Annotated in this window: 24 protein-coding genes; 14 read left to right on the forward strand and 10 right to left on the reverse strand. The window is 71.0% G+C overall.

Annotated features, from left to right (window positions below; translation table 11 throughout):
* Positions 1-47: 47 nt before the first annotated feature.
* The 4 genes from OG892_RS32380 to OG892_RS32395 form a co-directional block, all read right to left on the reverse strand.
* Complete coding sequence (locus OG892_RS32380) at positions 48-1,502, reverse strand: sialate:H+ symport family MFS transporter (protein WP_073734972.1); 1,455 nt, start codon at positions 1,500-1,502, stop codon at positions 48-50.
* Between the two features lie 73 nt (positions 1,503-1,575).
* A complete protein-coding gene (locus OG892_RS32385) occupies positions 1,576-2,256 on the reverse strand; it encodes an N-acetylmannosamine-6-phosphate 2-epimerase (protein ID WP_073735203.1) in 681 nt (226 codons plus the stop codon).
* Positions 2,257-2,267: 11 nt separating this feature from the next.
* Entirely contained in the window at positions 2,268-3,251 is a 984-nt protein-coding gene (locus tag OG892_RS32390) for an ROK family protein (protein ID WP_073734973.1), read from the reverse strand.
* Positions 3,248-4,207: a dihydrodipicolinate synthase family protein gene (locus tag OG892_RS32395; RefSeq protein ID WP_073734974.1), complete on the reverse strand. Its 960-nt coding sequence runs from the start codon at positions 4,205-4,207 to the stop codon at positions 3,248-3,250. The genes OG892_RS32390 and OG892_RS32395 overlap by 4 nt, the downstream gene beginning before the upstream one ends.
* A gap of 151 nt (positions 4,208-4,358) precedes the next feature.
* On the opposite strand from OG892_RS32395, the gene OG892_RS32400 reads away from it, so the two are divergent.
* Complete coding sequence (locus OG892_RS32400) at positions 4,359-5,048, forward strand: FadR/GntR family transcriptional regulator (RefSeq protein WP_371630925.1); 690 nt, start codon at positions 4,359-4,361, stop codon at positions 5,046-5,048.
* 208 nt (positions 5,049-5,256) lie between these two features.
* The gene (locus OG892_RS32405) at positions 5,257-6,018 is read left to right on the forward strand and encodes a hypothetical protein (RefSeq protein ID WP_073734976.1); all 762 of its coding nucleotides are present in this window, start codon (positions 5,257-5,259) and stop codon (positions 6,016-6,018) included.
* Between the two features lie 66 nt (positions 6,019-6,084).
* Here the strand turns inward: OG892_RS32405 and OG892_RS32410 are convergent, their stop codons facing one another.
* The 4 genes from OG892_RS32410 to OG892_RS32425 all read right to left on the reverse strand — a co-directional run bounded on the left by OG892_RS32410 (position 6,085) and on the right by OG892_RS32425 (position 10,832).
* Positions 6,085-7,524: an exo-alpha-sialidase gene (locus OG892_RS32410; RefSeq protein WP_371630926.1), complete on the reverse strand. Its 1,440-nt coding sequence runs from the start codon at positions 7,522-7,524 to the stop codon at positions 6,085-6,087.
* Between the two features lie 65 nt (positions 7,525-7,589).
* Positions 7,590-8,885 (reverse strand): GDSL-type esterase/lipase family protein, encoded by a 1,296-nt coding sequence (locus OG892_RS32415; protein WP_371630927.1) that lies wholly within the window; start codon positions 8,883-8,885, stop codon positions 7,590-7,592.
* 15 nt (positions 8,886-8,900) lie between these two features.
* A complete protein-coding gene (locus tag OG892_RS32420) occupies positions 8,901-9,902 on the reverse strand; it encodes an acetylxylan esterase (protein ID WP_371630928.1) in 1,002 nt (333 codons plus the stop codon).
* 198 nt (positions 9,903-10,100) lie between these two features.
* Positions 10,101-10,832 (reverse strand): FadR/GntR family transcriptional regulator, encoded by a 732-nt coding sequence (locus OG892_RS32425; RefSeq protein WP_073734980.1) that lies wholly within the window; start codon positions 10,830-10,832, stop codon positions 10,101-10,103.
* A gap of 170 nt (positions 10,833-11,002) precedes the next feature.
* On the opposite strand from OG892_RS32425, the gene OG892_RS32430 reads away from it, so the two are divergent.
* The 5 genes from OG892_RS32430 (at position 11,003) to OG892_RS32450 (ending at position 17,640) form a co-directional block, all read left to right on the forward strand.
* On the forward strand, positions 11,003-12,598 hold the full coding sequence (locus OG892_RS32430) for an ABC transporter substrate-binding protein (RefSeq protein WP_327339678.1): 1,596 nt from the start codon (positions 11,003-11,005) through the stop codon (positions 12,596-12,598).
* 183 nt (positions 12,599-12,781) lie between these two features.
* Complete coding sequence (locus OG892_RS32435; protein ID WP_371630929.1) at positions 12,782-13,732, forward strand: ABC transporter permease; 951 nt, start codon at positions 12,782-12,784, stop codon at positions 13,730-13,732.
* A gap of 1 nt (position 13,733) precedes the next feature.
* The gene (locus OG892_RS32440; RefSeq protein WP_371630930.1) at positions 13,734-15,704 is read left to right on the forward strand and encodes a dipeptide/oligopeptide/nickel ABC transporter permease/ATP-binding protein; all 1,971 of its coding nucleotides are present in this window, start codon (positions 13,734-13,736) and stop codon (positions 15,702-15,704) included.
* Positions 15,701-16,708 carry an ABC transporter ATP-binding protein gene (locus OG892_RS32445; RefSeq protein ID WP_073734984.1) on the forward strand — a complete coding sequence of 336 codons (1,008 nt, stop codon included), beginning with the start codon at positions 15,701-15,703 and terminating at the stop codon, positions 16,706-16,708. Before OG892_RS32440 ends, OG892_RS32445 begins: the two co-directional genes overlap by 4 nt.
* Positions 16,705-17,640, forward strand: a complete 936-nt coding sequence (locus tag OG892_RS32450; RefSeq protein ID WP_328864881.1) for a dihydrodipicolinate synthase family protein — start codon at positions 16,705-16,707, stop codon at positions 17,638-17,640. The genes OG892_RS32445 and OG892_RS32450 overlap by 4 nt, the downstream gene beginning before the upstream one ends.
* Before the next feature lie 108 nt (positions 17,641-17,748).
* Here OG892_RS32450 and OG892_RS32455 read toward each other — a convergent pair whose 3' ends face one another.
* Positions 17,749-18,594: a chaplin gene (locus OG892_RS32455; protein ID WP_073734986.1), complete on the reverse strand. Its 846-nt coding sequence runs from the start codon at positions 18,592-18,594 to the stop codon at positions 17,749-17,751.
* 460 nt (positions 18,595-19,054) lie between these two features.
* On the opposite strand from OG892_RS32455, the gene OG892_RS32460 reads away from it, so the two are divergent.
* The 6 genes from OG892_RS32460 (at position 19,055) to OG892_RS32485 (ending at position 22,220) form a co-directional block, all read left to right on the forward strand.
* Positions 19,055-19,456: a rodlin gene (locus OG892_RS32460; RefSeq protein ID WP_371630931.1), complete on the forward strand. Its 402-nt coding sequence runs from the start codon at positions 19,055-19,057 to the stop codon at positions 19,454-19,456.
* A 293-nt stretch (positions 19,457-19,749) separates the two neighbouring features.
* Positions 19,750-19,983 carry a chaplin gene (locus tag OG892_RS32465; RefSeq protein ID WP_073734988.1) on the forward strand — a complete coding sequence of 78 codons (234 nt, stop codon included), beginning with the start codon at positions 19,750-19,752 and terminating at the stop codon, positions 19,981-19,983.
* Between the two features lie 446 nt (positions 19,984-20,429).
* The gene (locus tag OG892_RS32470) at positions 20,430-20,720 is read left to right on the forward strand and encodes a hypothetical protein (RefSeq protein WP_371630932.1); all 291 of its coding nucleotides are present in this window, start codon (positions 20,430-20,432) and stop codon (positions 20,718-20,720) included.
* 183 nt (positions 20,721-20,903) lie between these two features.
* Positions 20,904-21,314, forward strand: coding sequence for a rodlin (locus tag OG892_RS32475; RefSeq protein ID WP_073734990.1), 411 nt, complete (start codon positions 20,904-20,906; stop codon positions 21,312-21,314).
* A gap of 187 nt (positions 21,315-21,501) precedes the next feature.
* Positions 21,502-21,693, forward strand: a complete 192-nt coding sequence (locus OG892_RS32480; RefSeq protein ID WP_371630933.1) for a hypothetical protein — start codon at positions 21,502-21,504, stop codon at positions 21,691-21,693.
* A 119-nt stretch (positions 21,694-21,812) separates the two neighbouring features.
* Positions 21,813-22,220, forward strand: a complete 408-nt coding sequence (locus OG892_RS32485) for a rodlin (protein ID WP_328864879.1) — start codon at positions 21,813-21,815, stop codon at positions 22,218-22,220.
* Positions 22,221-22,352: 132 nt separating this feature from the next.
* Here the strand turns inward: OG892_RS32485 and OG892_RS32490 are convergent, their stop codons facing one another.
* Positions 22,353-22,853 (reverse strand): DUF5949 family protein, encoded by a 501-nt coding sequence (locus OG892_RS32490; protein WP_073734993.1) that lies wholly within the window; start codon positions 22,851-22,853, stop codon positions 22,353-22,355.
* 389 nt (positions 22,854-23,242) lie between these two features.
* Here OG892_RS32490 and rsgA point away from each other — a divergent pair, with 389 nt between their 5' ends.
* Positions 23,243-24,412 (forward strand): ribosome small subunit-dependent GTPase A, encoded by a 1,170-nt coding sequence (gene rsgA, locus OG892_RS32495; protein ID WP_371630934.1) that lies wholly within the window; start codon positions 23,243-23,245, stop codon positions 24,410-24,412.
* Positions 24,413-24,477: the final 65 nt, after the last annotated feature.

The following is a 24,477-nucleotide window of genomic DNA, read 5'->3' on the forward strand; positions in this document are numbered from 1 at the left end:
AGCAGGCGATCACGCGCAACGAGCAGTCGGTCCACCAGCGTCTCGCACTACCGCTCGACCTTCACGGGCGTCTGCGCCGTCTCCGCCGCCAGGTGGTCCGGCGCGGAGTCCGGGTCCGTCAGCCGGTTCAGTCGGGCCGGTACGTCGAAGCCGACCAGCAGCACCACGATCACCGTGCCCGCGAACGTCAGCACCGCCAGTGCCTGGCCCAGGTCCATGCCGGAGGCGAGGTGGGCGCCCAGGACCGGGGCGACGGCGCCGCCGAGGGCGCCCACGTTGTAGGTGAAGCCCAGTGCGGCGCCCCGGCTCGCCGTCGGGAAGTGGCCGCCGATGTAGCGCGGCAGCAGTCCGGAGATGCCGAAGCTCGTCGCCTGGAGGAGGAAGAGCAGCATGCCGAGCAGCAGCAGGTTGTTGTGCACGGCGAACACCGGATAGACGAAGGCGAGCGAGGCCAGCAGGGTCAGCGCGTACGCCTTCTTCGTCCCGATCCGGTCGCCCAGGAAGCCCGCCGCCCAGCAGCCCGCCATGGTGCCGAAGCCCGCGAAGTACAGGACGTCGGTGACCTGGTCCGTGGTGTAGCCCAGCTCGGTCTTCAGATACGTCGGCAGCAGCGCCTGGATCGGCCACGAGTACAGGAACGCGAAGAACAGCGTGACGATCATCGACAGGTACAGCACCCAGCTCCGCTTCCCGCCCAGCTGCACGGCGAACGCCGCGAGTGAGAGACCGGCGACCACCGAGAGCACCGGCACCATTCCGGCGCCGCCGGGTGTGAAGACGAGGAACAGCGAGACGGTGGCGACGACGACCAGCACCGTGTTGGCGGCCGACCGGGCGCGGGTGGCGAACAGCGGCGCGAACGGATTGGGCTTGGCGCCCTTCTCCGCGACGGACTCCGTCCACTCCTCGGCCTCCGGCAGCGAGCGGCGCATCCACAGCGCGATGGCGATCGGGATGAGCCCCAGGTAGAACATCCAGCGCCAGCCGAGCGAGGGGACCACCCAGTTGTAGACCTGGGCGGCGAGCACGGAGCCGACCGAGAAGCCGGAGATCAGGAAGCCGCTGGCCCGGCTGCGCATCCCGGCGGGCCAGCTCTCCATGACGTACGTGGAACTGGCACTGTACTCACCGGCCATGCCCATGCCGATGGCCAGCCGGGCGGCGAACAGGCTGTGGTAGTTCCAGGCGAACCCGCAGGCGAACGTTCCCACCGAGTACAGCAGGATGCTCAGCACCATGGAGAGCTTGCGGCCGTACCGGTCACCGATGGCGCCGAGAACCGCCCCGCCCAGCCAGCGGGTGATGAACGCGCCGGAGATCAGGCTGGCCGCCTGCACCGTGCTCAGGCCGAACTCGTCACTGATCTCCGTCAGCACGAGGGTGATCAGCACGAAGTCGAAGCCGTCCAGGACGTAGCCGATCCAGGCGGCGAAGAACGACTTCCACTGGGTGCGGCTGACCTGGCGGTACCAGGGGAGCGTGGGGGGTGATGTGGTCTGCACGGTGACTCCAGGATGCGGGACGGCGCTCTCCTTCGAACAGCCGCCCCGCGTGGTGGGGGGAGGGCCAATACACCTAGGTCGTGGCGATGCCTGCGACGAAACGGGCGGTCAGGGCCGTGGGGGCGGTGATGGCGGTGCCGACGACGACGCTGTGCGCCCCGAGCCGCAGGGCCTCTGCCGCCTCCTCAGGGGTGTTGATCCGGCCCTCGGCGACGACCGGGACATCGATCGCGGCGGACAGTGCGGCCACCAGAGCGAGATCGGGGCCGGTCTGCTTCGGGGTGCCGGGCACGTAGCCGGAGAGGGTCGTGGAGACGAAGTCGGCTCCCTGCGCGGCCGCCGTGACGCCCTCCTCGAAGGTGGAGACGTCGGCCATCACCAGCGCGCCGGCCGCGTGGACCGCCTCGACGATGTCCGCGAACGCCGAGCCGTCGGGGCGCGGCCGGTCGGTGGCGTCCGCCGCGACGACGGCCGCACCCGCCTCGGCCACCGCCAGGGCGTGCCGGACGGTCGGCGTGATGTACACCCCGATGTCGCCGTCCTTCCAGAGCCCGATGACCGGCAGGTCGACGGCCTCGGTGATCGCGGCGACGACGGCCGGCTCGTTGGCCCGGATCGCCGCGCCGCCACCGGCGACGGCCGACAGCGCCAGGCGCACGAGGGTGGCGGTCTCCCGCATCGGGTCGCCGGGCGGGGCCTGGCAGGAGACGATCAGCCTGCCCCGAAGTGCTGCGGCGAGGTCCTGCGCGGCCAGGTTCTGAGCGGTCATCGGTGGGCTCCCGGGTGGTGGAGGGGAAGGGTGGTGGTCAGCGCGGCCGCTCCGAGCACGGCCGCGTCGTGGCCGAGGAGCGGCGCCCGGGGGACGAGCCCGCGCAGCGGTTCCATCAGCTCCGAGACGAACGCGGCACGCAGGGCGTCCTCGTACAGCGGGCCGATCCTCGGGACGCCGCCGCCGACGACGACCCGGTCGGGGCCGAAGGCGTTGGCGAGTCCGCCGAGCACCTGGCCCGCGGCGGCCGCGCCCGTGGTGATGGCGGACACGGCGGCCGGTTCGCCCTGCGCGGCCCGTAGGGCAACCGTCTCCAGCCGGTCCACCGGGGCGCCGGTCAGCCGCTCGTAGTGGGCGGCGATGCCGGGCCCGGAGGCGATGACCTCCAGGTGGCCGGTGGACCCGCAGGTGCAGGGCAGCCCGGCCGCCTCGGGGCTGGGCAGATGGCCGAGGTGCCCGGCGATGCCGGACGCGCCGTGCAGCATCCGCCCGTCGGCGGCGATCGCGCCGCCGACCCCGGTGCCGATGGCGGCGAAGAGCAGCGAACCGTGGTCCTGCCGTTCCGCGTTCAGCGCGGCGAGCTCCGGGCCGGCCGTGGCGCGTACGTCGTTGTCGCAGGCCACCGCGTACCCGGTACGGTCCGCGAGTCCGGCGCCCAGCGCGGTGCCGGCCCAGCCGGGGATGGAGTCGGTGGCGCTGGTGACCATGCCGGTGCGGGGGTCCACCACCCCGGCCGCCGCGATGCCGAGGAGCGCGGCGGCCCTACCGGGATCGACCTCGGCGGCTGCGGCGGCGAGCGCGTCGAGCACCGCCGCCGCACCGGCGCGGGCCGGGGTGGGGCGGCTGTACCGGGCCAGGACCGTGCCGTCGGCGCCGAGGAGCGCGGCGGCGATCTTCGTACCGCCGAGGTCGAGGCCGACGACCGGCCGCCCGTCCGGCGCTGTCCGTACGTTCGCGGTCTGCGGTGCTGTCGTGGTCATCGGACCGGCGGCAGACCGGCGGCGCGCAGCAGCCCGGAGACCAGCGCGACGGATTCGGCGGACAGCTGGATCTGCGGGAACGCGGTGTCGCCGCAGTCGATGACGCCCAGCAGCTGGAGCGCCGACTTGAACGAGCCGAGCGCGGAGGAGCTGCGGCCCATGTCCGCCTCGGGACCGACGTCCACCATGGCGAACAGAGCGATGAGCCGCTCCTGCTCCTCGGCGGCCAGCGTCCAGTCCCCGGCCCGCGCGGCCTCGTAGAGCCGTACGTAGCCGGCCGGGTCCACGTTGCCGATGCCCGGGACGACGCCGTCGGCGCCGGCCAGCAGCGCCGCGTCCACGGTCAGCTCCGAACCGGTGAGGATGCTGAACCCGGGCACCGGGCCGTGCGCGCGGCCCTCGCGGCCACCGAGTTCGACGATGAGCCGGCGCAGCCCGCCCTCGTCGCCGCTGCTGTCCTTGAGCCCGGCCAGGGTGCCGTCCTCGGCGAGTTCACGGACCAGCGCGGCGGACAGCTTGCTGTGCACGGCGACCGGGATGTCGTACGCGAAGAGCGGCAGGTCCACCTCGGCGCGCAGCCGGCGGAAGTGTCCGGCGATCTCCTTGCCGTGGGTGCGGGTGTAGAACGGCGCGGTCGCGACCAGGGCGTCGGCGCCGAGCCGGGCTGCGGACCTGGCGTGCTCGACGACCCGGGCCGTAGTGGTGTCGATGACCCCGGCCAGCACGGGGACCCGCCCGTCGGTCGCGTTGACCACGGTCTCCAGGACCGTGGCGCGCTGCTCGTCGGTGAGGTAGGCGACCTCGCTGGTGGACCCGAGCGCGAAGAGTCCGTGCACGCCCCCGCCGATGAGGTGCTCGACGAGCCGGGCCAGGGACGCGGTGTCGACCTCCCCGCGGGGGTCGAGCGGGGTGCAGACCGGCGGAACTACGCCGAGCAGGGGTGCGGTCAGAGACATGGTGGAGGCTCCAGCTGATCGGGATACCGATCCGAGGCCCGTCGGGCTACGCGGATCGAGACGTGAGACGTAAGATGTCCTATGTCTAGCTTCACCTTAAACAGATGCTCCTGCGACCGGTCAAGGGGCAACGGCACCTCAGGAGGACGTTGTGGCGCGGCCCACCATGGCTCAGGACATCGAGCGAAGGATCAAGGAACTGATCCTGGAACGCCGGCTCGCGCCGGGCGACGCGCTGCCCACGGAGGCCGAGCTGATGGATCTCTTCGGCGCCGGGCGGGTCTCGGTGCGCGAGGCGCTCAAATCGCTCCAGGCGGTCAACGTCGTGGAGATCCGGCGCGGATTCGGCACCTTCGTCGGCTCGCTCTCGCTGTCACCGTTCGCCGAGGGGCTCGCCTTCCGCGCCGCGGTCCGCCACCGCCAGGGCGAGCCCGGCCTGGCCGAGCTGATGAAGGTGCGCGAGGCCCTGGAGGCGGGCCTGGTGGGCGCCGTCGCGGCCGGGGTCCCGGGCGAGGACCTCGACGTGCTGCGCGCCCTCGTGGCGAAGATGGAGGAGGAGGCGGGCGGCGGCCGGGTCGCCCGCGCCACCGACCGGGCCTTCCACCTCGCGCTGTACGCCTCGCTCGACAACCACCTGCTCAGCGAGGTGCTCGACGCCTTCTGGGCGGCGATGGACCGGGTCCGCGAGGATCTCGACGACGGCCATCAGGACCCGTGGGTCACCTGCGCCCAGCACCACGAGATCGTCGAGGCGGTGGCGGCGGCCGACGGGCTGCGCGCGGTACGGGCGATGCGCACCCACTTCGACGGCATCCGCACCCGGCTCATGCCCGCCCGATGACCCGACGGCGCAGAGGAGTCCAAGGGCCGGGACGCGTAAGTCCATAGAGCCGTGGCCCCGGAGGGTGCACCCTCGGCGCGGGACATCGGATGGTTCCGGCCGGTCACGACGGCTCGTCCGGCGTGACAGCAACCTGCGCGGCCGGGGCACGGGCCTCCGTGCACAGGGGCCGGTGCCCTCGGCCCGCGCGCACCAGAGAGGGATCCACATGTCATTCATCAGCGCGTTACGCCGCTGCGCCGTGCCCGCGGCGGCAGCGGGCCTGCTCGTGGCGATGCCCCAGACGGCGGTCGCCGCGGTCGGGGGCGGCAATGTCTCGGTCGGATGGTCGATCGGTGGCACGCCGTCCGCCGGGCTCACCAACATCACCTTCCCCATCACCGTCAACTCCGCCACCGCACACCTGGACGGGATCTACTTCGCCCAGCAGTACAGCTTCGCCGACGCCATGGGCTACACCGGCCTTCAGCCGCGTCCGGACAGCGGCGGGCACGAGCGGCTGTCCGCCCGCTTCTCCACCTTCACCGCGGGCGCCACCACCAGCGACCCGCTCTGCCACGACGGGGCCGACGGCGGGGCGGGCGTCACCTGCGCCGTGGACTTCGACGCCGTGTACGGCCACCGCTACGACATCCTGGTCAAGCGCACGGGCACGAACACCTGGTCCGGAACGGCCACCGACACGCAGACGGGCGCCGCCACCCACCTCGGCACCTACACGCTGCCGTCGGGGAGCGGAAACCTCCAGGGCTCGCAGGGCGGCTTCGTCGAGTACTACGCAGGCATCCCCAGCTGCGCCGAAATGCCCAGGGCGGACGCCGTGTTCGGCGGCCCGACCAGCACGGACGCCGGAGGCCTGAGCGGTACGTCCACGGCCAACTACGAGTACAGCGACTGCGTCGGCGAGTCCGGCTACGCCGCCGAGCCGGCCGGGACGGGCACCCACATCACCCGCGGATTCGTCTCCTGAGCGCAGCCGCCCGAACGGCTCGGGTCCGCCCGCCGCCCCGGCGGCGGACGGACCCGGCCGCCCCGGTTACGGGGTGACCGTCACCGTCCTGCTGCCCGACGCCGCCTTCCCGTCGGACCGGAACGTCGCGGTCAGTGTCGCGTCGCCCGAGGCGCCGGCCGGTACGGTGACCGGGACCTTGATGTTGGCGCCCTGGCCGGGCCTCAGCGCGGGGATCGCGCTCTGCCGGGCCGTCCAGCCGCCCGGCACGGTCAGGTCGATGGTGCCCGCGCTGCGGGTCACGTCCATCCGGTTGACGACCCGCACCGTGATCTCGGCGCCGGTCCCCGCCTTCAGTGTGGCGGGCGGGGTGAGGGTGACGTCGGCGCAGGTGCCGCCCAGCCACTTCAGGTCGAACGAGTCGTACGTGATGTGCTCGTAGTCGCCGCGCTCGTACAGCAGCCCGAGCCTGCCGTCCGGCAGCCGGGTCAGCGTCGAGTAGGCCGCGGCGCCGGGGTCGACGACCTTCCGGATCGGCCAGGTCTTCCCGTTGTCGCAGGACATCTTGACGGTGAGGTTGCGCCGTGAGCCGGTGTCCTCGGTGTTGCTGAACAGCAGCCAGGAGGACTGCGGGTCCGAGGCAGGGGCGTCGGGGGCGTACCGGATGACCGAGGCGTTGTTCGCCGGGTCGGGGAGCGCGGTGTCCTGGACGAACGGGGTGTAGGTGGCTCCGCCGTCCGTGGAGTACGCGATCGTCCGGTAGGGCGCGGAGCGGTTGTTGAGCATGACCGTGCCGTCGTTCAGCTCGACGGTCTTGTTCTCGTCGCCGCCGGGGCCGACCGGCTTGCCCATCTTCCAGCTGGCGCCGTGGTCGTCGCTGTACGCGCTCGCCGCGTAGTTGGCGCCGTTGATACGGACGGCGTACTGCTGGATCAGCCGGCCCTTGTGCGCTCCGTTGCGCAGCTGGATGCCCTCGCCGGACGCGGCGAACATCCCGGCCCAGGCCGGGTCCTTGATCTGCTTGGTGATCCGGCGGTGGGTCCAGGTCAGCCCGTCGTCGTCCGAGTAGCTGTAGTCGGCCTGGAGGACGTCGGGGTCGCTCTCGTCGTTGCCGGTGGCCGAGCCCGCGAAGCCCTGGTTCACCCCGGCCGCGTAGAACAGGAAGATCCGGCCGGTGGTCCGGTCGACCAGCAGGCTCGGGTCCCCGTAGCCCTTGGGCGCGGCATCCTTGCGGACCACCTGCTGCGGCTGCCAGGTCGTACCGCCGTCGGTGCTGCGGCGCAGCACGATGCCGATGTTGGAGGGCAGGTCCGCGAGGGTGGGACGGGCGTCGTACGCGGCCAGCACGGTGCCCTTGACCGAGGTGGTCAGGGCGGGGATGCGGTAGTGGGGGGAGCCCACGCCGTCGACGGTCAGGTCCTGGGACGTGAGCGTGCCGGGGGTGGGCGCCGCGGCCTGCGCGGTGCCGGTCACGGCGACCACCAGCATGGCGGCGCTGAGCAGGGCGACAGGGACGGTTCGCTGCATGGACGATCTCTCTTCTCGGAAGGGTGGTGCTTCTCGAAGGACCGGAGACTGGGGGTGCGCCGGAACTACGGAACGTGCAGGGAGCAGACCCTGCTGCCCGTGTCGAAGATCCGCAGATCCTTGATCATTTTCAGTACGATCCGGTGATGGCCCCGCTCGTTGGGGTGGAGCCCGTCGCTGAGCAGGGACAGCGGGACCTGGCCGCCGTTGCCGTTCAGCCAGTCGTTGTAGTGGTCGACGAAGACCGTGTCCTGCTGCGCCGCCACCTCGCCCATGACCTGGGCGTAGCGCGAAAGTCCCACCCGGCCCGGCCACTTCGCCGGATCGACCGGGTTGGGAGCCTGGAGGACCGGCACCGGGGAGCCGGGCAGTGCGCGCACCGAGCGCACGAGTGAGACGAGATCGGCCCGGTAGGTCTCTGGCCCGAGGCCCGATGTCGCGATGTCGTTCGTCCCGATCATGATCGAGACGACCTGCGGCGAGAAGGCGGTGACCCGCTCGCCGAACTGTGCGACGAGTTCGGCGCTGGTGGCGCCGCTCACCCCGGAATCGATCACGAAGTCGCGGTTCTTCGGCTTGCCCAGCTCCCAGCGGACGCGTTCCGTCCAGTGCTCCGGGTAGCTGCGCCAGCCGTTGGTGTGCAGGGCGCCGTGGGTGATGCTGTCCCCGGTGACGACCCAGGTGGCCGGGGTGTCGCTGTTCAGGACCGTGGAGATCCGGCCCAGGTCCGCGAGGTCGGGGCGCGGGCACTGCGCGACCAGTTCGGTCCCGGTGAGCACCCGGTCCCAGACCGCGGCCCGTTCGACGGTGCCGGTGCAGAACCATTCGCCGCCCGGGTGGTCACTGTCGGTGTTGCGGCCCAGGGCGAGCGCGGTGAGCTTGGAGACGCTGCCGAAGAAGGCCTGCCGCGCGGTCTCGAACACCACGCGTCCGCCGGCGTGCAGCGTGGTGCCGGAGGCGTTGACGGTGACCGCGACGGTGTGGCGCAGCCCGTCGTCGTACCGTGTCCGGGTCATGACATTGATGAGCACCGATCCCTTCTCGCGTACGGAGAACTGGAGTGCGCCGCCGCTCAGGTTCAGGGTGATGTCGGAGGACGGTGCGGTGGGGTCGGAGGCGCTGAACAGCGTCATCGCCTCGTTGTGGCTGGTGGTGCGGAAGGTGACGACGATGGTTCCGGCGGTGAGCTTCGCGACTGCGCCGACCTGGTTCGACAGGTCGACGTACTCGCTGCCGTCCAGGTCCGCGGGGGTGTCGTGGTCCAGGACCGGGCCGCTTCCCTCGGCGGCGAGAGCGCGGCCGCCGAGCTGGGTGCCCAGGGCCGCCGCGCCTGCGGCGAGGAGCATGGATCGTCTGCGCACGGGAGGTGCCTCCGCTCAGGAGTGTCCGGCCCGCCCCGACGGCGGACCGGCGAACAGTTCGCGCACCCAGGCCAGTTGCTCCCGCTGCTGGTACTCCGCGCCGCCCTCGTGCCCGTTGAACGCGTAGACCCGTACGTCCTTGGGCCCGGCGTAGCCGTTGTAGGCGGCGAAGCAGGTGGAGGGCGGGCAGATCTCGTCCATCATGGCGACCGAGAACAGCGCGGGAGCGGTGGCGCGGGTGGCGTGCAGCGCCGCGTCGAAGTACGACAGCGTGCTGAAGTCGGCTTCGGTGCGGTCGCGGTGGAGCTTCAGGTACTCGGCGATCTCGGTGAACGGCGGGCGTCCCGAAATCTCCGTCGCACGGGGGAAGTCGCAGAGGAACGGCACGTCCGGCATCACCCCGGCCAGCCCCGGCACCAGCCCGGACACGGCCAGCGCGATACCGCCGCCCTGGCTCACCCCGGTGACGACGATCCGGTCCGGATCGATCCCGGGGTGGTCGCGTACCGCCTCGACGCAGCGCACCGCGTCGGCGAACAGCCGCCGGTAGTAGTACGTTTCCGGGCTCTCGATGCCACGGGTGAGGAAGCCCGGGACGGCCCCGGCGGCTCCGGCGTCCGGGTCCGCGGTGTCGCCGCCCGCCGCCGACCAGCCCTGGCCACGGGTGTCCATGACCAGGTGGGCGTGGCCGGCCGCCGCCCAGAGCAGGTTCTCGTGCGCGAGGCCCCGGCCCCGGCCGTACCCCAGGAACTCCACTACGCAGCCGAGGGGTTCGCGCGCCCCGACGGGCATCCGCAGCCAGCCGCGCACCGGTTGGCCGGCGAAGCCGGGCACCGTCACGTCGAAGGTACGGATCTGCGTGAGCCCCGCGTCCACCTCCGCGAACACCGGCTTCCACGCCGGGCCGTCCCCGGCCGCGTCCAGGGTCCGGGACCAGAAGGCGTCGAAGTCCGCCGGAACGGGCAGCGGCGGCCGGTAGTCGCGGCAGTCCGCGAGCGAGAGATCCGTCAACGGCATGGAGGTGCCCTCCTGGGGGCGCGGCGGGGGGTGCCGGATGCGAGGTGAACCACGGGTCATCAGACGGATGACGTCAGATGTCCTGTCGGCACACGGACCCTAGGCAGCCCCTGCGGTGCCCGTCAAGGGTGTGCGGGGCCGCGCCAGGGAGGACCGCGGCCCGCCCCCGCCGCCTTGCCGGCGCGCCGCCGGGCGGGTTCAGCCCTTGGCGCCGCCGCGGGCCCGCGCCTCCGAGATCCGCCGTCTGACCGGGGCGTAGTGCTCGCCGAGCGCCTGCATGAAACCGGTGGTGTCCTTGGCCCGCGCGGCGTCCACGATGTTCTGGTGGGCCACGATCGTCGCCGTCTCGTCGGCGTGGGTGAATCCGTCGAGATGGGGCGCGACGATCGTGTACACGTCCCAGAAGGCCATCGAGAGCTGGCCGATCAGTTCGTTGCCCAGCGGGGCGACGAGCAGCGCGTGGAACGCCCGGTCGGCGTCCACGAAACCGTGCCCCTCCTGTGCGCCGGTCTCGCGCATGGTGGCCACCAGGCCGTCCAGCGCGTCGAGCTGCTCCGGCGTGAGCAGTGTGACGATGCGGTCGGCCATGCCGCGCTCGAAGAGCTCGCGCACGTCGACCAGGTCGGCCATCACCTGGAAGTCGTCGTCGGGGGAGAGCAGCCCGCGGAAGGTCAGGCTCTCCACCAGTGCCGACAGGCTCAGCCTGCCGACGTAGGTGCCGTGCCCGTGGCGGACCTCGACGATGTCGAGCGCGTTGAGGATCTTGACGGCCTCGCGGACGCTGGAGCGGCTGGCGCCGAGGGCCTCGCACAGGGCGGGCTCGGTGGGCAGCGGGTCCCCGGGGCGGAGCCGTTCTTCGAGGATGTACCGCTTGATGCCGTCGACGACTTCCTGCCGGAGCAACTGCCGGCCGGGCCTCGTTCCGGACATATGTGAACTCCCCACCTCTTGACCCCTCTCGATTGTCAAGCTACGTTCCCACGCTATCAAGGCATCAGACATCTGACGTCTGATGCTTCAGGTTCCGCGGTCCCCGTGAACCACCGATCCACCGCCCGTCTTCACCCCCGACGCCCCACCTCAAAGTCCCTGGAGGACCCGTGCCCGAGCTGAGAGCAGCCGGTGTCGAGCGCCGCACCTTCCTGCGTTACACCAGTGCTGTCGGTGCCGCGGCCGCCATCACGGCGAGCCTTGCCGCCTGCGGCGGACCGTCCTCGACCGCCGACGGATCGACGGACAAGGGCAGCGGCAGCGACCTCATCGAGGCCGGTCTGTCCTACCCGCTGTCGACCGGCTTCGACCCGATGATCACCTCGGGCGCGACCCCGTACGCCGCCAATATGCACATCTTCGAGGGCCTGGTGGATCTCGATCCGGCAACACTCGTGGCACGTCCCGCGCTCGCCACCGAGATGCCGAAGAAGATCAACGCCACCACCTACCGGGCGACGCTGCGCAAGGGTGCGACCTTCCACGACGGCTCCGCCGTCACCGCGCAGGACGTGGTGTTCAGCTTCGAACGCATCCTGGACCCGAAGAACGCCTCGCTGATGGCGCAGTTCGTGCCCTTCATCGACACGGTCAAGGCCGTCGACGCGGGCACGGTCGAGTTCAAGCTCAAGTACCCCTTCGCGCTCTTCCCGTCCCGGATAGCCGTGGCCCGGATCGTCCCGAAGAAGATCGTGGCGCCCGACCCCAAGGCCTTCGACGCCAAGCCGGTCGGCTCGGGGCCGTACAGGTTCGTCTCTGCCACCCGCGAGGACAAGATCGTCTTCGAGGCGTACGACAAGTACAACGGAGCCCACCCCGCCAAGGCCAAGAAGATGGTCTGGCGCCTGATGTCCGACCAGTCGGCCCGGGTCAGCGCCATGGAGTCGGGCCGCGTCCAGGCCATCGAGGACGTCCCGTACATCGACGTCAAGCGGCTCTCGGGCAACGCGAAGACCGAGTCCGTGCAGTCCTTCGGGCTGCTCTTCCTGATGTTCAACACCGCCGACAAGCGGTTCGCCGACAAGCGGGTGCGCCAGGCGCTGCACTACGCCCTGGACACCGAGAAGATCATCTCCACCGCGATGGTCGGCAACGCGGCGGCCGCCACCGGCTACGTGCCCTCGACCCACCCCGACTACCACAAGGCCGCGACCGTCTACACGCACGACGTGGCCAAGGCGAAGCAGCTGCTCGCCGAGGCGGGCGTGAAGAACCTCTCCTTCACCGTCCTGACCACCGACACCGGCTGGGTCAAGGACATCGCCCCGCTGCTGAAGGAGAGCTGGGAGCAGGCGGGCGTCAAGGTCACCCTCAACATCGCCCAGTCCCCGGCCCAGTACGCCAAGGTCGACAAGGGGGACTTCGAAGTCCTCGTCGCCCCCGGTGACCCGTCGGTCTTCGGCAACGACGCCGACCTGCTGCTGCGCTGGTTCTACTACGGCTTCTGGCCCGAGAGCCGCTACGGCTGGGGCAAGTCCGCCGCGTACAAGAAGGTCAAGCAGACCCTCGACAAGGCCGCCCAGGCGGGCGAAGACGCGAAGCGCAAGGAGCTGTGGGGCCAGGTCACCGACCTCGTCGCGGACGAGGCCGCGCTCTACCCGATCCTGCACCGCAAGCTCCCCACCGCCTGGACCGAGAAGGCGCTGCCCGGCTTCAAGCCGCTGCCCACCACCGGCCTGTCCTTCCTGGACGTCAGCCGCGCCTGACCGGCCCCCACCGGGTCACCGGGCCCGCCGCCCGCCACCTGCCCGGTGACCGGGCGGCCCGCAGGCCCGGCCGGCCCCGAGCCGCCCCCAGCCGGCGCCGCTCACCCGGCGCCAGATCGCCCGGTCCGGGACAACTGACCCCGCTGTCCCGGACCGGCCCGCCCAACCGCAAGGAACCCGACGATGGTTGCTTTTCTCCGGCTCGCGCTGCGCCGCGTCGCGATGATGCCGGTGATGATCCTCGGCATCGCGCTGCTCGTCTTCGTGGTGCTGCAGTTCTCGCCGGCCGACCCGGCCTTCAACGCGCTCGGGGAGAGCGCCACTCCCGAAGCCCGTGCGGCCTTCGCGGACGCCAACGGCCTCAACGACCCGCTGCCCGTCCGCTACTTCCACTTCCTCGGCCAGCTGCTCCACTTCGACCTCGGGACGACCGTCCCGCCGAGCCAGCCCGTCGTCGACCGGATCACCGCCGCCTTCCCGCTCACCCTCCAGCTGACGATCCTCGGCCTGATCCTCGCGATCGTCCTCGCGGTCGTCTCCGGCGTCATCGGCGCGATGTACCGCGACCGCTGGCCCGACCAGCTGTTCCGGGTGCTCTCCATGGCCGGGGTCGCCGTCCCGTCCTTCTGGCTCGGTGTCCTGCTCATCCAGCAGTTCGCGCTGAACACCCGCATCTTCCCGACCGGCGGCTACACCAATCCCGCCGACTCCTTCAGCGGCTGGCTCCGCACCATGGCCCTGCCCGCCCTCTCGCTCGCCGTGCCCGTCGCGGCGTCGCTCGCCCGGCTCGTCCGCACCTCGATGGTCGCCGAGCTCGACCGCGACTACGTCCGCACCGCACGCGGCAACGGACTGCCGGTGTTCCTGGTGATCCGCTCGGTGCTGCGCAACGCGCTCGTCACCCCGCTCACCGTGCTCGGCGTCAAGGTCGGCTACCTGCTCAGCGGCGCCGTCGTCATCGAAGCGATCTTCGACCTGCCCGGCATGGGCAAGCTCATCCTCGAAGGTGTCACCGGCGGCGATGTCGCCCTGGTCCAGGGCACCGTACTGACCATCGCCATCGCGTTCCTGGTGGTCAACGTCATCGTCGACCTGCTCTATCTGCTGGTCAACCCGCGCATCAGGACGGTGTGACATGTTCACCACGGGCCGGCTGGCCAACAAGCTCTCCCGACCGGGCATCGCGTTCCGCGCCCTCCCGGTCACCTCCCGCGTCGCGCTCTGCGTGCTGATCCTCGTCATCCTCGGCGCGGTGTTCGCCCCGCTCCTCACCCAGGACCCGCTCACCACCGGCACCCCGGTCCAGGCCCCGAGCGGCGGCCACTGGTTCGGCACCGACCGGGCCGGCCGCGACGTCTTCGCCCGCGTCGTGCACGGCTCGCGCTACTCGCTGATCATCGGACTCGGCTCGACCGCCCTGGCCCTGATCGCCGGCGCCCTGCTCGGCGCACTCGCCGCCACCTCGCGCAAGCTCGGTGACGAGTCCGTGATGCGCACCCTCGACGTGGTGATGTCGTTCCCGCCGATCGCCCTGGCCGCCGTACTCGTCGCGGTCTTCGGCACCAGCGTCCCGGTCATCATCTTCACCATCGCCTTCGTCTACACCCCCTCGCTGGCCCGGGTGGTCCGCGCCAACGTCCTCTCCCAGTACGGCGAGGACTACGTCGCGGCCGAGAAGGTCATCGGCGCCCGGCGCGGCTACATCGTGCTTCGGCACGTCGCCGTCAACTGCATGGCCCCGGTCATGGTCTTCGCCACCGTGATGGTCGCGGAGGCGATCATCTTCGAGGCGAGCCTCTCCTTCATCGGCGCCGGTGTGCAGGACCCGGACCCCAGCTGGGGCAGCGTGCTGGCCTACGGCCGGCAGATCCTCCTCGCGGGCGGCTGGTGGGCCACGTTCTTCCCCGGCCTCGCCCTGCTGGTCACCGTCCTCGCGCTGAACATCCTCTCCGAGGGCCTCACCGACGCCTCCGCGGCCCCGAAGAAGCCCCGCGCGGGCGTCGAGCCCTCCCACACCGCCACGGCACCGGACCCGGTGGAGGCCCGCTCCACCGTGGACATCGACGCCGCCCTCGCCAAGCTCGCGGAGCGCGTCCACGCCAACGGCCCGGCCCTCACCCCGGTACCGGAGGACGCCGCCGAACTCCTGGTCGTACGGGACCTCGCCATCCGCTTCCCCGACCGGTACGGCACCATCCCGGTCGTCGACTCCCTCGACTTCACCGTCCACGAGGGCGAAACCCTCGGCCTGGTCGGCGAGTCCGGCTGCGGCAAATCCATCACCAGCCTCGCCGTCATGGGCCTCCTCGCCCGCAACGCCGAGGTCAGCGGCGAGATCCTCTACCGGGGCCGGGACCTGCTGAAGCTTCCGCCCAAGGAACGCCGCGCCCTGATGGGCCCCGAGATCGCGATGGTCTACCAGGACGCGCTCTCCTCCCTCAACCCGTCCGTGCTCGTCGGCACCCAGCTGAAGCAGCTCACCTCGCGCGGCGGTACGAAAACCCCGGCCGAACTCCTCGACCTGGTCGGCCTCGCACCCGAACGCACCCTGCGCAGCTACCCGCACGAACTCTCCGGCGGCCAGCGCCAGCGCGTCCTGATCGCCATGGCGCTCTCCCGCAGCCCCCGGCTGCTCATCGCGGACGAACCGACCACCGCCCTGGACGTCACCGTCCAGGCCCAGGTCGTCGAACTCCTGGTCCGGCTGCGCGAAGAACTCGGCTTCGCCATGGTGCTCGTCAGCCACGACCTCGCGCTCGTCGGTGACCTGTCGCACCGCGTCGCGGTGATGTACGCGGGCCGACTGGCCGAGATCGGGGACACCCGGTCCGTACTCACCGCCCCCACCCACCACTACAGCCGCGGCCTGCTCGGCTCTGTCGTCTCGCTGGAGGCGGGCGCCCAACGGCTCCACCAGATCCGCGGCGTCGTCCCCGCCCCCCAGGGCTTCGGTACGGGCTGCCGGTTCGCCTCGCGCTGCGGCGCCGCCACCGAGCTGTGCCGCACCACCACCCCCGCACTCGACACGCGCGTCGGCGCGCACGACCACGGCTTCGCCTGCCACCACCCGGCGAAGACCGCACAGCTGGAAGGGAGCGCCCTGTGATCAGGCTCGACGGCGTCCACGTACGCCACAAGGCACGCAGCGGAGGCGTGTTCCGCCGCGACGCCGTGCACGCCCTCACCGACGCGAGCCTGGAGGTGAAGCGCGGCGAGATCGTCGGCCTGGTCGGTGAGTCCGGCTGCGGCAAGTCGACGCTGGCCCGGGTGCTCACCGGACTGCAGAAGCCCACGGAGGGGACGGTCACCTTCCACGGCAAGGACCTGTGGGAGATGTCCGGGACCCAGCGGCGCGACGACTTCGGCTCCGCCGTCGGCGTCGTCTTCCAGGACCCCTCGACCGCCCTCAACCCCCGGCTCACCGTCCGTCAGATCCTGCGCGACCCGCTCGACGTGCACCGCCGGGGCACCCGCGAGGAGCGCGAGGCACGCGTCGAGGAGCTCCTCGACCTGGTCGGCCTCCCCGGCCACACCCTGGCCGCGCTGCCCGGACAGCTCTCCGGCGGCCAGCGCCAGCGCGTCGCCATCGCCCGCGCGCTCGCGCTCGAACCGGAACTGATCGTCGCCGACGAACCGACGTCCGCGCTCGACGTGTCGGTCCGCGCCCAGGTCCTCAACCTCCTGGTCGACCTGCGCGAACGGCTCGACCTCGGCATGGTGTTCATCTCGCACGACATCCAGACCGTGCGCTACCTGGCCGACCGCATCGCCGTCCTCTACCTCGGCCGCATCGTCGAGGAGGGGCGCGCGGCCGATGTCGCGGGCGCCCCCTCGCACCCGTACACCGAGGCGCTGCTCTCCGCGACCCCCAGCCTGCTGGAGACCACCGAGCGCATCGTGCTCACCGGCCCGGTCCCCTCCGCGACCAACCCGCCCACCGGCTGCCCGTTCCGCACCCGCTGCTGGAAGGCGGACGACGCGTGCGCCACGGTCTTCCCGGTCCGCACCGAAGGCCCGGACGGGCACCGCTGGCACTGCGTCCACCCCCAGACCCCCGCGTCCCCCGCCGGGGACCCGACCCCCGTACCGTCCGCAAGGAGCACCGCATGACCGCCCGAACCCCCCGCTACTCGGGAGTGATCCCGCCCGTCGTCACCCCGCTCACCGCGGACGGCGAGCTCGACCGCCCCTCCCTGGAGCGGGTCGTGGGGCATCTCGTCGACGGTGGTGTCAGCGGGCTGTTCGCCCTCGGCAGCTCCGGTGAGACCGCCTATCTGACGCCCGGACAGCAGGACCAGGTCATCGAGGTCATCACGGCCGCCGCCGCGGGCCGGGTGCCGGTCCTCGTCGGAGCGATCGAGACCACCACCAACCGGGCCATCGAGCGCGCCAACCGCGCCGCCGAGCTCGGCGCGGACGCCGTCGTCGTCACCGCGCCCTTCTACACCCGCACCCACGACGCCGAGATCGACCGCCACTTCAGGCAGGTCGCCGCCGCCGTGGACGTACCGCTCCTGGCGTACGACGTACCGGTCTGCGTGCACAGCAAGCTCGACCCGGAACTGCTGCTGCCACTGGCGGCCGACGGGGTACTGGCCGGGGTCAAGGACTCCAGCGGCGACGACGGCTCGTTCCGCCGGCTGGTCATCGGCGCCCGGGAACTGCCCGGCTTCTCCGTGCTCACCGGCCACGAGCTGGTCGTCGACGCGATGATGCTCGGCGGCGCCGACGGCTCCGTGCCCGGACTCGGCAACGTCGACCCGCACGGCTACGTACGCCTGCACGAAGCCGCGGTCCGCGGTGACTGGGCCGCAGCGACGGCCGAACAGGACCGCCTCGTCGCGCTCTTCGACATCATCCGAGCCGCCCGCCCGGGAACCGCCTCCGCCACCGCCGCCGGACTCGGCGCGTTCAAGACCGCCCTCATGCTGCGCGGGATCATCACCACCAACGTGATGAGCCCGCCGATGCGCCCGCTGGACGCCGAGGAGACGGCGACGATCGCCGCATACCTGGACCGCGCGGGGCTCTCCCGCGTCTGAGGTCCGTGCCGTCGCGGCACGCGTCGGAGGCCCGGTCGGACAGCGCACGCTGTCCGACCGGGCCTCCAGGGCCGTCGTTCTATCTACCGCTCAGAGGGCGGTCTCGGCTCAGCCCTGCGACTTGCGGCTGCGGCGCATCAGCAGGCCGCCACCGAGCACCATCGCGGCGCTGGCGCCACCGGCGATGCCCAGGTTGCTGTTCGCACCGGTGTGCGCCATCTGCGGCGGCTTGTGGTGGTGCGTCGGCTTGTGGGGGTGCCAGGCGTGCGTCGGAGGGTTGTGCGTGGGCGGGTTGTGGGTCGGGGGGTTGTGGTGCGGCGGGTTGTGCGTGGGCGGGTTGTGGTGCGGGGGGTGGTGGGGCGGGTTGTGCGTGGGCGGCTTCGGCGGGTTGTGGTGGTGGCTGGGAGGGCAGTCGCCGTTGTGGTGATGGTGGTGGTGACCCGTCGTCGGGGGCTTCGGCGGGTGCGTGGGCGGGTTGTGGTGCGTCGGCGGCTTGTGATGCGTCGGCGGCTTGGGGTGGACCGGGGGCTTCGGGGTCTCGTTCCCGCCCTCGCTGTTCTCGCACTTGTTGCCGAACGCCGGGTTCAGCAGGCCGACCACGTCGACCGTGTTGCCGCAGGCGTTGACCGGGACGTCGACCGGGGCCTGGATCAGGTTGCCCGACAGCACACCGGGGGAGTTGGCCGCGACGCCGTTGGCACTCGCGCCCTGGGCGTCGCCGCGGCCCGATTCACCGCTGCTGTTCTCGCACTCGTTGCCGAACGCCGGGTTCAGCGCGCCGACCACGTTGACCGTGTTGCCGCAGAGGTTGACGGGCACGTGCACCGGCACCTGCACGGTGTTGCCCGAGCCGACGCCGGGCGAACCGATGGCCGCCCCGTCGGCCGAGGCGTCCGCGAACGCGTAGCCGCCGGAGGCGGTCAGGATGCCTGACGCCGCCGCCATGACGAGCACGCTTTTACTCAAGGCTTTTCGCATTGATTGCCCTTCCTTAGGACATTTCGCGCGGGCGCATTGCCCGCAGTTCATTCATCAGCCGTGCAGCAACCGTCGGGCATGCCAGTACTGCTGGGTGAGCGTCCCGTCGGGCGGGCTTGACTTCACGCATAACGACGCTCGGGTGACGGGGAAACGTGGAATCCGTGAAAATAATGTGACCACCCGGACGGACTAAGAATGGGTGTTCGTTTCCTCAATTCGAGTCACCGGACCGCGCTCTGGGCCGTTCGGACGAAAGGAAGTTGAGGATTGAATCGAAACGCGTGACTACCGAATGCGCGGTGCATTTACCCGCCTCTTTCGTACGGATGTCCGTCGATTCCCGGCATTCGGGTGAATGGACATAACCAAACGTCCGGAAGCGAGTTGGTCAGTGCGCTCCGGTACGGGGCATCCAGTACGAGAAGGGTTCATCGTGATCAAGAAGGTCCTGGCTACGGGTGCCGTTGCCGCCTCCATCCTCGGTCTCGGCGCTGCGCAGGCGATGGCCATCGGCAACGACGGCGGCACCACGTCGGTCAACGGGAACGGCGCCTCGCAGTCGTTCGGCAACGCCGAGACCCACGGCGACGGCAGCCCCCAGTTCGGCCTGGTCCAGGGCTCGCTGAACAAGCCCTGCGTCGGTCTGCCGCTCAAGGCCAACGTCGGTTCGCTGATCGGCCTCGTCCCGATCGCGGTCCAGGACGTCAACGTCCTGTCGTCGCCGCAGAACCAGCAGTGCACCGAGAACTCCACCCAGGCGAAGGGCGACGAGCCGCTGTCGCACATCCTGGACAACATCCCGGTCCTCTCCGGCAACGGTGCCGGCAACCGCTGATCCAGCTGTGCACAGGCCCCGGGCCCGCCGGCGCTCCTCCTCCGCGCGGCCCGGGGCCTGCTGCTGCCCTCCAGGGGCTCGCCCGTGAGCGGTCCGGTGACCGCGACGGTGACGTCGCGTGACCGGAACTGCGTCATTCGGGCGGACTTTGAGGAATCTTCGCCTGGAGGAGTTTCGCTTACCGTCTTAAATCGTTACGAATTACAGCGGCGGAGTTACGAGTGGTCAGAACCCGCGCTCGTGCGGCACGAAATTCGTTGCCGCTCCGGACTCCGTCAAAGAAAGGGTTGAAAGTGAAGTACACCAAGATTGCCGCCGTTGCCGCCGGAACCCTCATGGCGATCGGTGCGGCCACCCCGGCCTTCGCCGACGCCGGCGCCGAGGGTGCGGCCGTGGGCTCCCCGGGCGTTCTGTCGGGCAACGTCGTCCAGATCCCGGTCCACGTGCCGATCAACCTGTGCGGCAACACCGTGAGCGTCATCGGTCTGCTGAACCCGTCCTTCGGCAACACCTGCGTCAACGCCTGATCGTTGTACCGCTGAGCCGGTCTCGGCACCGGTCTGCCCCGGATCGCATCTCCTGCGATCCGGGGCTTTCCTCTTTCCTGCGCTCTCCGTCCCGGGAGTTCGCGGCCCTGCCCGGACACGGTGAAAAGGCTGAGCCGTTTCCACCGGCCCGGGGCGCGGTGCGCCGGCGGCTGGGGGCATACATCCGGGCGGGCGCGCGGGACGGAGCACCGACAGTCCACCACCGAAATGCATCCGCTGTCCCGCGGTCACACTCGATTCAGTGATTAGTCATGCAATCGATCGAGTGGTCGGGTGAGCCGTTTCGAGAAAAGCCGCACGCTCCAGTTGCCCGGCCGCAATCGGGTCGTTAGCCATGGGGAAAGCGGCAGAAGTCACAGCTAAAGAAGGCTGGTGCGGCGCGGGGACGCGCCGAAAGAGCTGCCGCTGCAGAAGGGAACCTGAAAGTGAAGTACGCGAAGACCGCCGCGTTCGTTGCCGGCTCCGTGGTCGCTCTCGGAACGGCTGCTCCCGCCTTCGCCGTTACCACCGCGACGGCTCCGAACTTCAGCCTCGACGGCGGGATCAACCAGGTGGTGGCCGCGGCCCCGCAGGCCGTCGACCCGATCGTCGACACCGTCGACGGTGCCACCAGCAAGCTCCAGAAGGACGGCACCGTCACCAAGATCGCCGGACAGGCCACCGGTGCGGCCAAGGGCGCCGTCCCGCTCGTCGGCGGTCTCCCGCTCGGCGGCTGACCCCTGCCGGGACGGCGGTTGCCGATCCGAAGCGTTTCCACACCGCTCCGGTGCTTGCCTCCCGTGAACGGACGGACGGCAAAAGCACCGTTCGAGTGAAGTGCCACAACCATTCCCGCAGCCGCGAGTTGATCAGAGCGCTCAGGTCAGCGGGCAACAGAAAAACCCAGAAGGGCTAGTCAATTGATCAAGAAGATTATGGCCTCGGCGGCCGTCGCCGCCTCCATCGTCGGCGTCTCCGCCGCGGTGGCCCCCTCGGCCATGGCGATCGGCAACGACCAGGGCACCACCTCGGTCAACGGCAACGGTGCCATGCAGTCGTACGGCAACTCCGCCACCCACGGTGACTGGAGCCCGCAGTTCGCGCTCATCCAGGGCTCGCTCAACAAGCCCTGCATCGCGCTGCCCGCCAAGGTCAACGCCGGTTCGCTGCTCGGCGTCGTGCCGATCTCGGTCCAGGACCTCAACGTCCTGTCGTCGCCGCAGAACCAGCAGTGCACCGAGAACTCCACCCAGGCCAAGGGTGACGAGGCGCTGTCGCACATCCTGGACGAGATCCCGATCCTGTCCGGCAACGGTGCCGCCAACGACTAGTCCCACCCGTCGTACCCCATGGGGCCGACCCGTCCGCGCCGCAGCCGATCCCAGGCCGCCCGGACGCGTCGGCCCCATGTCGTTCCCCCGGGCCGTGGCGCCGCGCCCGCCCCGAAAGGGCCGGTCCACTGGGCCGGTTGCCGTAGTGGCACCGGGCGCTCCCCGGCGTACCGGGTATGGCCACCTCATGGACCAGTACGACAGCAGGAGCCCCCAGGACCGCCGCCGCCCCGCGGAAGGCGTCACGCCGATCTACGACCGCCTCCTCGCCGAATGGCAGGCGACCCGGGGCGATCCGGAGCCCGTGGAGATCGATCCGCCCCGTACCGCCGGTCTGGTGCCGGCGGCGCGCACCTCGGGCGAGGCCTTCCCGGGTTGACGAGAAGGTGTCGAACTTACGCGGGATCGAACCCATTTGAGTGGTACTGCGCAACTGTCGGGGCTTTACGCGGTTGATCAGTACGTCCCAGAACGGGGCGTTCCGAAAGGTGAAGTCTGATGAAGAAGATGATGGCCGGCGCGGCCGTAGCCGTGTCCATGGTCGGCCTGTCCGCCGCGGTGGCCCCCGCGGCCATGGCGATCGGTAACGACCAGGGCACGACGTCGGTCAACGGCAACGGTGCCCAGTCCTCCTACGGCAACAGCGTGACCCGGGGCGACGGCAGCCCGCAGGCCCAGCTCATCCAGGGCACGCTGAACGACCTCTGCGTCGGTGCCCCGGTCAAGGCCAACGTCGGTTCGCTGATCGGCCTCGTCCCGATCGCGGTCCAGGACGTCCAGGTCCTGTCCAACCCGCAGAACCAGCAGTGCGCCGACAACTCCGTCCAGGCCAAGGGCGACGAGCCCCTGTCGCACCTGGTGGACGGCATCCCGGTCCTCTCCGGGAACGGCGTCGCCAACAACTGACGCCGGAAGTACGTGCCGCGGGCGGTCCGGGAAGTCCCGGGCCGCCCGTCGCGCGTCGCGGCGCGGCACCCGGGAACGCGCGATGCCCACCGCTCCACGGGGGGTGGTGGGCATCGCGCGGGTCCGGAGCGGTCAGCCCAGGCTGCGTACCGGCAGCACGCAGTGCGCGGAGGTCGCGATGACCTCCGGGTCCCCGGCGAAGGACCGCAGCGAGTCCTCGGTCACCGGATTGCCCGGCGCACCCTGCGGCCAGGGGCGGGTGGCGAACATCGCCTGTACCTCGCCCTGTTCGTGGGCGGCGGCCAGCCACTCCGGCCGGGCCGGATACTGGGCGGTGAAGTGAGGCAGTGTCAGAACGGCCTGACCCGCCTGGACGAGGAGTTTCACCGGGAGCCCCGGTGTCTCGTCGGCGCGCACCGGGGCGCCGCCGATGTGCAGCCCGCTGCGCTCCAGCGCGATGTGCATGGCGCTCACGCCGACCGCCGGGCCGTCCGATCCGTCGCCGAGCGAGTACACGAGCAGGAAGGCGACGTCCCGTCCGTTGTGGGGGTGTTCGCCGCTCCAGCCGATCAGGGTGAGGGTGCCCAACTGGGCCTGGGTGAAGGTGCCGGTGGCTGTCTGGGGGGAGGTCATGTCCGGCACCCTAACCGGCTGTGACCGGTCGATCCCCATGCGTATCACCCGATCGAGGGATAGTTGGGAATATCTGCGCTCCCGGGTCCTCGACCGGATCGCTGCGGAGTGCCCGGTGCCGAGTGCCAAGAGGCGGCGCCGCGTTAATTCGGTTGACGTCCCCCGACCACCCCGCGCTATCGTTTGCGACGTTACGGACCGCGGGCGAGACCGCTGGTCCCGGACCGTGCGTGAACCAGGAGGTGAGGACATTGATGACTGTCATTGCGGTGGGCGCTGCCCACGAGCCGAAGTGCATCTGTCCCACCCCCGTGGCCGCCGGCTGACCTTTCTTCGACACTTCTGCGCCGCCGTGCGCAGTGCCGGGGCCACCCTGTGAAGGGTTTCCCTTGTCTTTCCCGATCTCCTCCTCTTCCTTCTCCTCCTCTCCGTCTCCGTCGCACCCGCTGGCCGCGTACGGCTGGGACGACGACTGGGCGGCCGAGTTCGCCCCGTACGCGGCACAGGGGCTGCTCCCCGGCCGTGTGGTCCGGGTGGACCGAGGGCAGTGCGACATCGTCACCACCCTGGGCACCGTCCGCGCCGACACCGCGTTCGTCGTGCCCCGCGACCCGATGCGGATCGTCTGCACGGGCGACTGGGCCGCCGTCGACCCCGAGGGCGACCCGCAGTTCGTCCGTACGCTGCTGCCCCGGCGCACCGCGTTCGTCCGCTCCACCTCGTCCAAGCGCTCCGAGGGACAGGTGCTCGCCACCAACGTCGACCACATCGCCATCTGCGTCTCGCTGGCGGTGGAACTCGACCTGGGCCGGGTCGAACGGTTCCTGGCCCTCGCCATGTCCAGCACCGGCGGCGACGCGCTGCTGCGTGACGGGGCATCCGTCGGTGACGGGGCGGCCGAGACGATCGTCGTGCTCACCAAGGCCGACCTGGTCCCGGACGCCGCCACGCTGTCCTACCTCGTCCAGGACGTCGAGCGCCTCGCCCCGGGGGTCCAGGTGCTGCCCGTCAGCTCCGCCACCGGCGAGGGCGTCGACGTGTTCGCCGCGATCGTCTCCGGCGGTACGAGCGTGCTGCTCGGGGCCTCCGGCGCGGGCAAGTCCACCCTCGCCAACACCCTGCTCGGGCACGACGAGATGGAGGTGCAGGCCACCCGCGACATGGACGGCAAGGGCCGGCACACCACCACGACCCGCAACCTCCTGGTACTTCCCTCCGGCGGTGTGCTCATCGACACCCCCGGGCTGCGCGGGGTCGGCCTGTGGGACGCGGAGACCGGCGTCGGCCAGGTCTTCTCCGAGATCGAGGCGCTGGCCGAGCGGTGCCGGTTCCACGACTGCGCCCACGAGGCGGAGCCGGGCTGCGCGGTGCGGGCGGCGCTCGCGGACGGATCGCTGCCCGAGCGGCGCATGGACAGCTACCGCAAGCTGCTGCGCGAGAACCAGCGCATCGTCGCCAAGACCGACGTCCGGGTCCGCAACGAGATCCGGCGCGACTGGAAGCGCAAGGGCGCGGAGGGCCGGGCCGCCATGGAGGCGAAGCGCGGCCGGGTCCAGTAGGCCGTGTCCGCGTGGTCCCGTCCGGCCGGCGGCGCCTGACCGGGGCCCTGGTCGACGTCCGAAAA

This window comes from Streptomyces sp. NBC_00341 (genome assembly GCF_041435055.1).
GTDB lineage: Bacteria > Actinomycetota > Actinomycetes > Streptomycetales > Streptomycetaceae > Streptomyces.